At 66.8% G+C, this 12,185-nt stretch carries 11 protein-coding genes and 5 tRNA genes; 5 read left to right on the top strand and 11 right to left on the bottom strand.

What is annotated here, in order from left to right; all coding sequences use genetic code 11:
- Positions 1 to 45: 45 nt before the first annotated feature.
- Entirely contained in the window at positions 46 to 537 is a 492-nt protein-coding gene (locus tag DC347_RS18725) for a hypothetical protein (RefSeq protein ID WP_026264401.1), read from the bottom strand.
- Between the two features lie 157 nt (positions 538 to 694).
- On the opposite strand from DC347_RS18725, the gene DC347_RS18720 reads away from it, so the two are divergent.
- The 4 genes from DC347_RS18720 to DC347_RS18705 are packed head-to-tail and all read left to right on the top strand — an operon-like array spanning position 695 to position 6,277.
- Complete coding sequence (locus DC347_RS18720; protein WP_109864020.1) at positions 695 to 1,948, top strand: S9 family peptidase; 1,254 nt, start codon at positions 695 to 697, stop codon at positions 1,946 to 1,948.
- A gap of 1 nt (position 1,949) precedes the next feature.
- The gene (locus DC347_RS18715; protein WP_109864019.1) at positions 1,950 to 3,521 is read left to right on the top strand and encodes a succinic semialdehyde dehydrogenase; all 1,572 of its coding nucleotides are present in this window, start codon (positions 1,950 to 1,952) and stop codon (positions 3,519 to 3,521) included.
- Positions 3,522 to 3,559: 38 nt separating this feature from the next.
- A complete protein-coding gene (locus DC347_RS18710) occupies positions 3,560 to 4,438 on the top strand; it encodes an SDR family NAD(P)-dependent oxidoreductase (protein ID WP_109864018.1) in 879 nt (292 codons plus the stop codon).
- 60 nt (positions 4,439 to 4,498) lie between these two features.
- Positions 4,499 to 6,277: a multicopper oxidase family protein gene (locus DC347_RS18705; protein ID WP_109864017.1), complete on the top strand. Its 1,779-nt coding sequence runs from the start codon at positions 4,499 to 4,501 to the stop codon at positions 6,275 to 6,277.
- 25 nt (positions 6,278 to 6,302) lie between these two features.
- Here the strand turns inward: DC347_RS18705 and ybaK are convergent, their stop codons facing one another.
- From ybaK to DC347_RS18690, 3 genes are read right to left on the bottom strand one after another with little or no spacing between them, the layout of a single operon-like run.
- The gene (gene ybaK / locus DC347_RS18700) at positions 6,303 to 6,815 is read right to left on the bottom strand and encodes a Cys-tRNA(Pro) deacylase (protein WP_109864016.1); all 513 of its coding nucleotides are present in this window, start codon (positions 6,813 to 6,815) and stop codon (positions 6,303 to 6,305) included.
- Between the two features lie 13 nt (positions 6,816 to 6,828).
- Positions 6,829 to 7,290: a SufE family protein gene (locus tag DC347_RS18695; protein ID WP_043423786.1), complete on the bottom strand. Its 462-nt coding sequence runs from the start codon at positions 7,288 to 7,290 to the stop codon at positions 6,829 to 6,831.
- 30 nt (positions 7,291 to 7,320) lie between these two features.
- Entirely contained in the window at positions 7,321 to 8,244 is a 924-nt protein-coding gene (locus DC347_RS18690; protein WP_109864015.1) for a sulfurtransferase, read from the bottom strand.
- Between the two features lie 215 nt (positions 8,245 to 8,459).
- Between DC347_RS18690 and zapE the strand changes: the two genes are divergently transcribed.
- Positions 8,460 to 9,497 carry a cell division protein ZapE gene (gene zapE / locus DC347_RS18685; RefSeq protein ID WP_109864014.1) on the top strand — a complete coding sequence of 346 codons (1,038 nt, stop codon included), beginning with the start codon at positions 8,460 to 8,462 and terminating at the stop codon, positions 9,495 to 9,497.
- On the opposite strand, the gene DC347_RS18680 is transcribed toward zapE, so the two are convergent.
- The 7 genes from DC347_RS18680 to DC347_RS18650 all read right to left on the bottom strand — a co-directional run bounded on the left by DC347_RS18680 (position 9,494) and on the right by DC347_RS18650 (position 11,832).
- Positions 9,494 to 10,726: a benzoate/H(+) symporter BenE family transporter gene (locus DC347_RS18680; protein ID WP_206073966.1), complete on the bottom strand. Its 1,233-nt coding sequence runs from the start codon at positions 10,724 to 10,726 to the stop codon at positions 9,494 to 9,496. The two genes, zapE and DC347_RS18680, sit on opposite strands and share 4 nt — an antisense overlap.
- A 161-nt stretch (positions 10,727 to 10,887) precedes the next feature.
- The gene (locus DC347_RS18675) at positions 10,888 to 11,151 is read right to left on the bottom strand and encodes an antitoxin (RefSeq protein WP_026264404.1); all 264 of its coding nucleotides are present in this window, start codon (positions 11,149 to 11,151) and stop codon (positions 10,888 to 10,890) included.
- Between the two features lie 148 nt (positions 11,152 to 11,299).
- Positions 11,300 to 11,371: transfer RNA gene (locus DC347_RS18670), tRNA-Val, on the bottom strand.
- A gap of 31 nt (positions 11,372 to 11,402) precedes the next feature.
- A tRNA-Gly gene (locus tag DC347_RS18665) sits at positions 11,403 to 11,475 on the bottom strand.
- 57 nt (positions 11,476 to 11,532) lie between these two features.
- Positions 11,533 to 11,604 (bottom strand) — tRNA-Val (locus tag DC347_RS18660).
- A 37-nt stretch (positions 11,605 to 11,641) separates the two neighbouring features.
- Positions 11,642 to 11,712: transfer RNA gene (locus DC347_RS18655), tRNA-Cys, on the bottom strand.
- Positions 11,713 to 11,759: 47 nt separating this feature from the next.
- A tRNA-Gly gene (locus DC347_RS18650) sits at positions 11,760 to 11,832 on the bottom strand.
- Between the last annotated feature and the right edge of the window lie 353 nt (positions 11,833 to 12,185).

The following is a 12,185-nucleotide window of genomic DNA, read 5'->3' as shown; positions in this document are numbered from 1 at the left end:
GACCGAAAATGCTGTTTCCAAAGATGCTCATGGCAATACCAACGCTCAGGAGTCGCCGATAAATCCCGAACCCGCGTACAGGTGCAGGACGGGAACGCCGAGCTGGTCCTGGGCCTTGTTGGCCCAGTCGGTGTGGAACGTATCCGCCACGGCATGCGGCCGCGTGATCACCACCGCCTGCGAGGCACCGGTTGCCTTGACCTTGGCGACGAGGCTGTCCACCGCCTTGCCGGCCACCACCTGTCCGGTGACCCCTGAGCCCAGCCCCGCCAGTGCTGCGAGGGAGGCTGCGAGCGTCTCATCCGCATGAGCCCGCTCGGTGGCGTCATCCGGAGTGCCGCCCGCAAGCTCCCGGAACGCCTTCGCCACGTCCAGCATGGAGAGGTTTTCCAGGAAGTCCACCAGCAGGTGCCGCTCGGTGTTGGCCGGCACCAGGACCACCAGGCTGCTGTCGGACCCGTCCACGAGCTGTTCGATGTTCAGGCGGTCGTCCGCGCCCAGGGGTTCTTCTGTCAGGATGATGATTGGATCACTCATGGCCATAGCCTAGTCGGGCCCGTGCACGCCTGCACCGCGCCCCGCGGACACCGGCGGATTGCCGCAGGGCATGCCGCGGCCGGCAGGGAATGCGGGTATCTGACTCAACGCCGGTAAGAATAGAGCCATGGCACCTTTCCGGCGAGCGCGCCCTGCAATGACTGCACCCACCCGGGATTCCGGCGGGATGTCGCCGGGAGCGAAGTGGGCAGTGGGCGGGGCGATTGCCGGCGGATCACTGGCCGGCCTCCTGGGAGCCGGTTCCTCCGCCCTGGCCGTCTACTTCGCGCGCAGGGTAATTACTCCGGCGCGGCAGCGCACGGCGGACAAGGAAGTCCTGGCCGTCATCCGTGACGGCCACAAACAACAGGTGATCCTGGCAGCCAACGACGACACCACCGTTGACGGTGTGTACGGCTTCTTTTTCGACGGCGGCAAGGGCCACGCCCGGATCGGCCGGATCGTGTCCTACTCGCCCGCGGAGCGGACAGTCCTGCGCGAGGTGGAAGCCGTCTACAGCGGGGACCTCGCATCGGCCCGCTGGGGATGGTGGAGCGGCGCCACCTATCCCGACCCGGCCGCGGCCGGGATTCCGTTCGAGGATGTGCCCATCCCCGTGGAGCGCGGGGAGGCGCCCGCCTGGCTGGTGCGGGCCAAGGGGGCCGCGCGGACGTGGGCCATCATGGTCCACGGCCGCGGCGCAACCCGGCAGGAAGCCCTGCGCGCGGTGGGCCCGGCCCTGGAACTGGGCCTGACCAGCCTGCTCGTGTCCTACCGGAACGACGGCCTGGCGCCATCGGCCGATGACGGGCGCTACGGCCTGGGCTCAACGGAATGGCAGGACATCGAAGCCGCCATCGAGTACGCCCTGGCCAACGGCGCAGAGGAAGTGGTCCTGTTCGGCTGGTCCATGGGCGGGGCCATCTGCCTGCAGACTGCGGACCTGTCCCGCTACCGGCACCTGATCCGGGCCATGGTGCTTGATGCGCCGGTCATCGACTGGGTGACGGTGCTGGCCCACCACGCCCAGCTGAACCGGATCCCCTCGCTGGTGGGCCGGTACGGGCAACTGATGCTGGGCCATCCGCTGGGACGCCGGCTCACCGGCCTCTCGGCTCCCGTTGACCTGAAAATCATGGACTGGGTGTCCCGTGCCGTCGAGCTGCGGACCCCCACGCTCGTGATCCACAGCGTGGATGACGAGTACGTGCCCTATGGACCTTCAGCCATGCTGGCCGAGCGCAACCCCGAAATGGTGACGTTCGAGACGTTCAACCACGCGCGGCACACCAAGGAATGGAACGTTGACCCGGACCGCTGGGAGCGCCTGGTCAAAGCGTGGCTCCGGCAACAACTCGCACCCCGGCTCAATCCGGGATCGGTTGGCCGGGTCACCCCGGCCGGAGCCTGAGTTGGGCGCGCCGGACGGCGTCGCCGCCTTGACGGCCCGCGGCCGGGACCTGGCTGCCGGACTCCAAGGGTTGGTGTCCGCGGCTCCGGGCCGCCCGCGGCACGCCACGAATGCACCGTTCGACGGCTCGCCGGTAGGGGACGTCCCGGTATGCAGCACCGCCGACGTCGAAACCGCCGTCGGCACGGCCCGCGAGGCACAGCGTAGCTGGGCGGCCATGCCGGTTGCCGAACGCCGGGCAGTCATCCGGCGGTTCCGGGAGCTCCTGCTGGACCGGGAGCGGGACGTCCTGGACCTGGTCCAGGCCGAAAGCGGAAAATCGCGGTTGAGCGCCTTCGAAGAGTTTGCGGACGTCGTGATGACGGCGGACTACTACCAACGCAACGTGGAAAGGTACCTCCGGCCGCGCCGCCGGAAGGGAGCATTGCCGGTCCTGACCCGCACCACCGAATATCTGTTGCCCAAGGGCGTGGTGGGCGTCATCAGCCCGTGGAACTATCCGTTGACGCTCGCGGTCTCGGACGCCATTCCTGCGCTGCTGGCCGGAAACAGCGTCGTCTTGAAACCGGATTCGCAGACGCCGTTCACGGCGCTCCTGATGCTCAGGCTGCTCCGGGATGCCGGACTTCCGGCAGCCCTGTTCCAGGTGGTGACGGGGCCCGGCACGGAGATTGGCCCCGCGATGATCGGGCAGGTCGATTTCCTGATGTTTACCGGATCGTCGGAAACCGGCAAGAACGTCGCCCGGCAGTGCAGCGCCCGGCTCATCGGCTTCTCCGCCGAACTCGGCGGCAAGAATCCCATGCTCGTGCTCTCAGATGCAGACGTTGGCCGGGCGGCCGCGGGTGCGGTGCACGCCTGCTTTTCAAACTCCGGCCAACTGTGCGTCAGCATTGAACGGATCTATGTGCACGCTGCAGTCCACGCCCCCTTCGTGGCCGCCTTTACCGCCCGGGTGAAGGCCATCCGCCTGGGGCCGGGCCCCGACTGGGACATCGGCATGGGCTCGCTTATCAGCCAGGCACAGGTCGATCGGGTGGACCGCCACGTCCAGGACGCGCTCGCAAAGGGCGCTGAACTTCTCGCCGGTGGACGCCGGCGGCCTGACCTGGGACCGCTCTTCTACGAACCCACCGTCCTGGCAGGCGTGACCGACGACATGCTTATGGCCCGCGAAGAAACCTTCGGTCCGGTGGTTGCCATCTACCGGGCTGCCGACGACGACGAAGCAGTCGCCCTGGCCAACGACTCCGACTTCGGCCTGAACGCCAGCGTCTGGTCCGCCCGCCACGGCGAAGAGGTTGGCCGCCGGCTGATGACGGGCACGGTCAACGTCAACGAAGGCTATGCCGCCACCTGGGCCTCCCATGATGCACCGATCGGCGGCATGAAGGATTCCGGGGCCGGGCGCCGCCACGGCCGGGAAGGCATGCTGAAGTACACCGAGCCGCAGACCATTGCGGTGCAGCGGCTGCTGCGGGTGGCTCCGGCCGCCGGCATGTCGAACAAGGCATACGCCCTCATCATGAAACGGGCCATCACCCTGATGGGCCGACTTCCCAGAGGCCGCTAGGACAGTGTCCGTGGCGCCGACATCCCAGGAGGAATGACATGGCCAAAGGAACCCGGCTTTCCGGTGCAACGCTGCTGGTCACGGGAGGTGGACGCGGGCTGGGCCGGCGCCTGGCGCTTGGCGCCGCCGCACGCGGGAGCCGGGTGGTGATCTGGGACGTCGACGCCGAACGGGGTGCAGCAGTCCGCGACGAAATACGCGCCGCCGGCGGCGCCGCCGATTCACAGGCCGTGGATGTCACCGACAACCAGGCCGTCAAGGCTGCCGCAGAACTGGCAGGGCCCGTGGACATTGTGGTCAACAACGCCGGCGTGGTCAGCGGCAGGAGGCTCCTGGAGGCCGCGGAGCAGGACATCGAACGGACCATGCAGGTCAACGTCCTGTCCCTGTACTGGGTCACGCGCGCGTTCCTTGGCGGCATGGTGAGCCGGCGCCGTGGAACCGTGGTGACCATCGCCAGCGCCGCAGCCCTGGTGGGAGTCGCCCGGCAGACGGACTACTCTGCCAGCAAGTTCGCCGCGTTCGGCTTCGACGAGTCCCTCCGCGCCGAGCTCCGGGCCGCGCACACGCCGGTCAACACCCTGGTGGTCTGCCCCTATTACATTGACACCGGGATGTTCGACGGCGTCAGGACCCGGTGGCCGCGGCTCCTGCCCATCCTGCACGAAGAGCAGGTGGCAAGCCGCGTCCTTGACGCCGTCGAGGCCGGCCGCCGCAAGCTGCTCCTGCCGCCGGTCGTCAACCTGCTGCCCGTGCTGCGGATCCTTCCGGTTGGCGTCTTCGACCGGGTCATGGACGTGTTGGGGGTCAACCAAACCATGGACCATTTCACCGGCCGGGCCGCGGGGCGGACTGGAGGGAATACCGGGGTGGCCCACCCCCTTACAGAGGGGACCCGGGACCCTATGACGGACTAAAGCACAGGTTTATCCTGCTGCCCAAGGGGGGATACCGCTGCGAAGAAATGGGGCCCCAAAATGCGCATCACACGACGACAACTGCTGCAGGCCGGCGCTGTAGCCGGTGCAGGTGTTCTGACCCAGGCTTATGGATCCGGGGCCAGCCCGGGACTGGCGGCCCCTGGTTCCCCGCCCGGCACCTTTACGGAGCAGCTTCCCACGCTCGCCGACCTGGGGGTTATCGACATGCGGTCCGGCGGCAACCTTGAGTTGTGGGCCCGCAACTCCCGCCACCGCTTCCAGGCCGAAATGGGCCTGACCGACACGCTGACGTACCAGGACGCTGCATCATCCAGGAGTTACCTCGGGCCGGTCATCATCGCCCGGAAGGGAACGCCCCTGAGCCTCACCGTCCACAACGATATTGGGCGGCATCCCCTTGCCTTCGCCATCGACCCCGAGCTGGTCCCGCCCGGCAGCAACGACGCCCGATCTCCCAGGACGGCTGTCCACCTCCACGGCGGCAACACTGCACCAACGTCCGACGGCGGCCCTGGACAGACTTTCCGGCCCGGCGCCTCGTACACCTATCACTATGGCAACACCCAGGATGCGGCCGGCCTCTGGTACCACGACCACGCGTTGGGCCTCACCCGCCTGAATGTCTACGCCGGGCTGGCTGGTGGCTACCTGCTTCGGGACACCCGCAGCACGGGCATCGACACCGGCGACGGGACACATCTTCCACCGCCGCCATATGAATTGCCGCTGGTCATCCAGGACCGCATGTTCAACCAGGACGGCTCGTTTGCCTACCCGCCCAACCCCGATCTGGTGGGCGCAGACGGCACGGCCCGGCCCTGGGCCCCTGAGTTCTTCGGCGACGTTGCCACGGTCAACGGAAAATGCCGGCCCAACCTGGACGTGGCCCGCGGCAAGTACCGCTTCCGGATGTTCAACGGCTCCAACGCGCGGTTCTACGACTTCACATTCATCGCGGACGGCAACGCGGCCACTTTCCACCAGATAGGGTCCGACGGCGGCCTGCTGGACGCCCCGGTCAGGCTCAACAGGCTGGTGATGGGACCCGGTGAGCGGGCAGACATTGTGGTGGACTTCGCCGGACTGAAGCCAGGTTCGAAGGTGGTCCTGGCCAACAGCGCCCGGGTGCCCTTCCCGAACGGGCCGGAATCTGTCCAGCGCGGCGCCATCCCGCTCCCACAGATCATGCAGTTCACCGTGCTGGCGCACTCCGGCTATACGGTGCCGCTGCCGGCCCAGCTGCGTTCCGAGCCTCTAACCCGGCTCGTGGAACTGCCCACCGTGGCCACCAGGTCCATGGCATTGGTGGAAGTGGCGAACGCGGATGACGTTCCCATCATGGCGCTGCTGAACAACAGGATGTTCGACAGCCCCGACATCACGGTAGTGAAGCAAGACACACTTGAGCAGTGGGAGCTCATCAACACCACCGTGGACGCCCACCCGATCCACCTTCACTTCACCCAGTTCCAGGTGCTCAACCGGCAAAAGTTTGATGCCGACTCCTACCTTGAGGCCTCGGACTTCGTGGACCCCAAAACCGGACTCGTCGCTCCCGGAAGGGGGTGCGCTGTACCGGTCAAGCCCTTCCTGATCGGCCGTCCCAAGGCCGCGCCGGCCAATGAGCAGGGATGGAAGGACACCGTGGTGGCGATGCCTGGCGAAGTAACGCGGATCCGCGTGCCCTTCGGTGCGGCCGCGGCAGGAGGAGCCCCATTGGCCATGGGCACATCCTTCACGGGTGAATACGTCTGGCACTGCCACATCCTGGAGCACGAGGACAACGACATGATGCAGCGGTACCTGATCGAGTAGCCGGGGGCTCCCAGCCCCTGCACTGCTAGGGACGGGAGCTGCCCGCAGCCGACGAACCAATGGGCGCCGAAACAGCGTCCGTGAGCCGGATCAGGTCCGCTGGCGCCAGTTCGATGTCCAGTCCGCGCCTGCCCCCGGAGACCAGCAGGGTCTCCAGCCGCAACGCGGAGGAATCCAGGACCGTGGGGGAGGGCAGGCGCTGGCCGAGGGGCGAGATGCCGCCCACGACATAGCCGGTGCGCCGCTGGGCGGCAGCGGGATCAGCCATGGACGCTTTCTTTGCCCCGAGCGCCGCGGCCATTGCCTTGAGGTCAAGGGTGCCGCTGACCGGCACGATGCCGACAGCAAGCCTCCCCTCCACGTCCACCATGAGGGTCTTGAAAACCTTGGACGGATCGATTCCCAAGGCGGCGGCTGCCTCTGCGCCGTAGCTGCCGGCGCCCGGGTCATGGATGTACGGGTGCAGCACGAAAGGAACCCCGGCCGCGGTCAATGCCGCCGTGGCCGGGGTTCCCTGGAAAGCATTCTTGCGCGCCATCGGGTGGACGCTCTCAGCTGTGGACGCGTGAAGCGGCGGCCACCTTGCGCTTGATCCGGCCCAGCATGGCCGTCATGCCCCGCATGCGGAGCGGGGTAATGGCCCGGGTGAGGCCCAGCAGTTCCGGCATGTCATCGGGGACGGACAGGATTTCCCCGGCGGACAAGCCATCCAGGCCCTCGTGCAGCACACCGGCGAAACCCCGCGTGGTGGGAGCCTCGGCCGGGGCCTTGAAGTAGAGGTGCACCACGCCGGCCGGGCCGTCGTCGTTCTTCTCCGTCTCGATGGTGAGGAACAGCGGTGACTGGCACTCCACCACCTGCTCAAGGAGTTCAGGGTGGTCCTTGAGGCGGTCGGGCAGTTCCGGCAACCCCTCCGAGAACTCCAGCAACAGCTGGAGCCGCTCGGGTTCGGACAGGGCCTGGAAATCGTCCACGATCGCCGCCAGGGCGGTGGGCAACGCTTGAGTACTCATCGTTCCAAGTCTACGCGGGCACGCCGGGCGTCAGGCCCCGACGCCGACCGGAACGGAACCGCGCTCGGCGCCCTTGACGATCGGCACGCGGACGGCGTTGCCCCATTCCGTCCAGGAACCGTCGTAGTTGCGGACGGTCTCGAAGCCCAGGAGGTACTTCAGGGCGAACCAGGTGTGGCTGGACCGCTCGCCGATCCGGCAGTACGCCACCACGTCGTCGCCCTCCGTCAGTCCGGCCTCGCCAAGGTAGATGGCTTCGAGTTCCTCGCGGCTGCGGAACGTCCCGTCCTCGGCGGCCGCACGGGCCCATGGGATGGATGCGGCAGTGGGGATGTGGCCGCCGCGCAGGGCGCCCTCCTCCGGGTAAGCCGGCATGTGCGTGCGCTGGCCGGTGTATTCCTCGGGGGAGCGGACATCGATCAGGGGCTTGCCCAAGTGCGCCAGGACGTCGTCCTTGAACGCGCGAATGGGCGCATCCTCGCGCTCAACCACCGGGTAGCTGCCGGGTGCGGGGGAGGGCTTGTCCCTGGTCAGTTCGCGGCCTTCGGCAATCCACTTGTCCCGGCCGCCGTCGAGCAGCCGGACGTCCTGGTGGCCGAACAGCGTGAACACCCACAGGGCGTACGCGGCCCACCAGTTGGACTTGTCGCCGTAGATCACCACGGTGCTGTCCCGGGAAATCCCCTTCGACGCCGCGAGCTCGGCAAAAGCTGCGCCGTTGACGTAGTCGCGGGAGACGTCGTCGTTCAGGTCCGTGTGCCAGTCGATCTTCACGGCACCGGGGATATGCCCGGTTTCGTACAGGAGCACGTCCTCGTCGGATTCGACCACGATGAGCTCGCCGTTGGCTACCGCGCCTCCTTCGATGGCGGCGGCCAGCCACTCCGTGGATACAAGCCGTTCGGGGTGGGCGTAGGCTGCGAACTTCTCATTCTGTTCAACCGGGTAGGGCATGGCGTTGGCCTTTCACTAAGGGCACGGAAAACCGTGGGACCGGCATTGGAACCTGTTCCCACCCTAGCCAGCGCCCCCGGCGTTGTCCGTATTCCGTTAACAGGACGAAATGTTGGCTTGGTCACGCGGGCGTGCCGGAGATACCGCCAACCCCGGGTGCGGTCCCGGTTGCCGGTATCCTTTCTGGGGACCGACCACGAGCAGAACGGACCACCTTGGTACAGATCGAACAGCTTGCCGCCCGTACGCCGGCAGTTTCGGTGGACGAGCTCCTCAAGGGCTTCTACCCATCGCCGCGGTTCGGGGAGGTTTCCTTTTCGAGCTACCGCCCGGACCCCAAGCAGCCAAGCCAGGCCGCAGCAGTGCGCGCCCTTGAGGAATTCGCCGGCGGCGTGGGAGCGGGCAATGGGGGCGGGCTGTTCAAGAAGCTGTTCGGCAAGAAGGACGAATCCAGGGCAGGCATCTACCTCGACGGCGGATTCGGCGTGGGCAAGACCCACCTGCTCGCATCGCTCTGGCACGCTGCGCCCGGTCCCAAGGCCTTCGGTACCTTCGTGGAGTACACCAACCTGGTGGGCGCCCTGTCGTTCCGCAGGACCGTGGAAGCGCTGAGCAGCTATAAGCTGGTCTGCATCGACGAATTCGAACTTGACGATCCGGGCGACACCGTCCTGATGTCCCGGCTCATGCGGGAACTGGCCGACGCCGGCGTCAAGCTCGCTGCCACGTCCAACACCCTCCCCGGTTCCCTGGGCGACGGCCGTTTCGCGGCGGTCGACTTCCAGCGCGAGATCCAGGTGCTTGCGGACCAGTTCGAGGTCATCCGCATCGACGGTGAGGACTTCCGGCACCGCGGCCTTCCCGCTGCCCCGGCACCGCTGAAGAACAGCGAACTGAACACGCACATGAAAGCGGAGTTCGACGGCAAGACCGTGGCGCAGGACGAGTTCGCCACCCTGATCCACCACCTGGCGGGCGTGCATCCCAGCCGCTACCGGCAACTGATCGACGGCATCGACGGCGTGGTGTGGCGGAACGTGGAAACCATCAGCGAGCAGGCCGTGGCGCTGCGGTTCGTCGTCCTGGCGGACCGGCTCTACGACAAGGACGTTCCCATCCTGGCCAGCGGTGTCCCGTTCGACAAGCTGTTCACCGAGGAAATGATGACCGGCGGATACATGAAGAAGTACTTCCGCGCTGTTTCCCGCCTCACCGCGCTGGCCCGTGAAGGCCAGAACCACGAACCCTCCTAGTTCCCGGCCCTCTCCGGGGCGGCGCGCCGTCGTGGAACCAGCAGCGCCCGCACCGCCAGGCCGGCGAGGAGCGCCCAGAACGCGGACCCGATTCCGGCGAAGGCCAGGCCGGACGCCGCCATCAGGAAGGTGACCGCAGGAGCTATCCTGTCTTCCGGGTCCGCCAGCGCGGCCGACACCGCCGAGGCGAGGGTCCCCAGCAGCGCGAGCCCGGCCACTGCTTCCAGCATCCCCGCCGGTGCCGCACCCACCACGGCCACGAGGGCAGCGGAAAACGCTGCCAACAGCAGGTACGCGGGGCCCGACACGAAACCGGCGATCCACCGCCTGCTCCGGTCCGCGCCTGCCTCCTCGCCGGCGGCAAGAGCGGCGCTGAGCGCTGCAAGGTTGATGGCATGGCCGCCGAACGGTGCCCCCAGGACGGTCCCCGCACCAGTCACCAGCATGGCCGGCCGCCACGGGGTTACATATCCGAACGACCGCAGGACTGCCACCCCGGGGACGTTCTGGGATGCCATGGTCACCACGAACAACGGGACCGCGATGCCCATCAACGCCTGCAGGGTGAAGGCGGGTGTGGTCCATACCAGGGTGGGGATGAGGGTCGCGGCGCCGAGGGCAGTCCCGCCGGCCGCGACATGGATCCCGATCACCAGCAGGGCGACCAGCAGCGCGGCCGGCACGGCCCACCGTGGAGCGAACCTCATCATCACCAGCCAGCACAGGATCACGGGGGCTACGAACCATGGAACCGTGCCCAAGGCCTTGAAGGGCGCCAGGCACAACTGAAGCAGGACACCTGCCAGCATCGCCTGCGCAAGCGCGGGCGGGATGGCTGTCAGCAGCCTGCCGAGCGCGGGCACCAGGCCGGTCAGTGCCAGCAGTACCCCCGCCACGAGGAAGGCACCGACGGCGGCCGGCCAGCCGCCGTCGGGCGTTCCCGAAGCTGCCAGCAAAGCGGCGCCCGGCGTTGACCATGCCAGCGTCACCGGAACTTTGGAGCGCCAGGCAAGCAGCAGCACACCAAGCCCGACGGCGAGCGTGACCGCCAGCAGACCGGAGGCAGCCTGGGCAGGATCGGCACCCACCGCCCTCAGGCCGGCGAGGACCACGGCAAAGGACGACGTAAAGCCCACCAGCGCCGTGACGATTCCGGCGACCACGGGCCGGGAGTCCAGCCGGGACCGCCCACCGGAGGCTGTTGTGGGAGATGCTGCGGACTTTGGCATACCGGCAGGTTACCGGCGCGGCTTGGCGAACCGGCAATTGGGTGCTCCGCTGGTTGGTCGCAGCGAGGGCCTGCCGTTAAACGACAAAGGTGCAGGTGCCGCCTCCCGGCGGGACCTGCACCTCCTTGACGTGCCGGGGCAAGGGCCCCTGGCTAAATCCTCTACGGCGTCCTGTCAACCGGCGGAACCGGGGTTTCAGGAGCAACCGGCGGAACCTGCCCGGCGGCAGGTGCCTGGCCGGGAGTTCCGTTCTTGTCAACGAGCTTCGAAGCGCCATCCTGGATTTTGTCGACGTGGCCCGCGTACTTGCCGCCGGTCTTGGTGTCGACGAAATCGCCGGCCTTGGTGATGCCGTCCTTGATGGCCTGCTCGTTGCCTTGGATCAGACCCTGAGCCTTGCCCTTTAGATCGTCAAGTAAACCCACGAGCACCTCCCTTCGATCGCGGAGCCAGGTCGCTCCTCGCGCAATCGATCCTAGCCGCGGAGGGAAGGCATGCCAAGGAAATCCCGTTCGCCCGCAGCGTATCCCCAAGCAACAAAAAAAGCAGCTCCGGAGAGCTGCTGCATAAGTGTGGGCGATACTGGGATCGAACCAGTGACCTCTTCCGTGTCAGGGAAGCGCGCTACCGCTGCGCCAATCGCCCGGAACCGGAAGACCGGTATGGGATAAAAGAGAGCGGACGACGAGATTCGAACTCGCGACATCCACCTTGGCAAGGTGGTGCTCTACCAGCTGAGCTACGTCCGCATTTTGCAGCTTGTCCCGGATATTCCGGTGGTACTGCCGGCAAGTTTCCTTGCCGAGTGGGCGATACTGGGATCGAACCAGTGACCTCTTCCGTGTCAGGGAAGCGCGCTACCGCTGCGCCAATCGCCCATTGCCTCCGGTAACCCGGAAACCATGGTTTTCACCGAGGTGGGTACGGGATTCGAACCCGTGTATACGGCTTTGCAGGCCGCTGCCTCGCCTCTCGGCCAACCCACCGTGTTAGCGTCAATTCCGAAGAATATTTGCTGTGACAGTGTCCTGCGAGCGGACGACGAGATTCGAACTCGCGACATCCACCTTGGCAAGGTGGTGCTCTACCAGCTGAGCTACGTCCGCATTTTGGAGGCTTGATTCCCTGCCGTTTCCGGCATTTCCTCGCGTTCCAACGAGTAAAAACAATATAGGAGGTTCCGGGATTCTCCAAATTGCCTTCGGCCGGCAACGGTCATGCGGCTCCGCTTCGGCGTCATGACGCGGATTTTGTGACTTACAAGCGTGTAATTCGATCGCGGCCGGGATCCGGCGGAAGCGGCCGCGGGGGCTCACCCTGGTGCCTCCACCATGGTGCGTTTGCCGCGCATAGGTTCCGCGGGCCCACCGTCCACCTCGACCCGGGCCTCTCTCGAGGGTGACGGAAGCAGTGCCCAGCCCCCGACCCACGGGCATGCGTCCTGCCTCGAGAAGCCGAT

This window comes from Pseudarthrobacter sp. AG30 (genome assembly GCF_003116525.1).
GTDB lineage: Bacteria > Actinomycetota > Actinomycetes > Actinomycetales > Micrococcaceae > Arthrobacter.
The sequence above is the reverse complement of the archived record's forward strand: the minus strand, read 5'-3'. Positions and strand labels throughout refer to the sequence as shown.

Coding starts and splice junctions, on each gene's coding strand:
- DC347_RS18725 (WP_026264401.1), bottom strand. CDS start 537: ATGAGTGATCCAATCATCATCCTGACAGAAGAACCCCTGGGCGCGGAC.
- DC347_RS18720 (WP_109864020.1), top strand. CDS start 695: ATGACTGCACCCACCCGGGATTCCGGCGGGATGTCGCCGGGAGCGAAG.
- DC347_RS18710 (WP_109864018.1), top strand. CDS start 3,560: ATGGCCAAAGGAACCCGGCTTTCCGGTGCAACGCTGCTGGTCACGGGA.
- DC347_RS18705 (WP_109864017.1), top strand. CDS start 4,499: ATGCGCATCACACGACGACAACTGCTGCAGGCCGGCGCTGTAGCCGGT.
- ybaK (WP_109864016.1), bottom strand. CDS start 6,815: ATGGCGCGCAAGAATGCTTTCCAGGGAACCCCGGCCACGGCGGCATTG.
- DC347_RS18695 (WP_043423786.1), bottom strand. CDS start 7,290: ATGAGTACTCAAGCGTTGCCCACCGCCCTGGCGGCGATCGTGGACGAT.
- DC347_RS18690 (WP_109864015.1), bottom strand. CDS start 8,244: ATGCCCTACCCGGTTGAACAGAATGAGAAGTTCGCAGCCTACGCCCAC.
- DC347_RS18680 (WP_206073966.1), bottom strand. CDS start 10,726: ATGCCAAAGTCCGCAGCATCTCCCACAACAGCCTCCGGTGGGCGGTCC.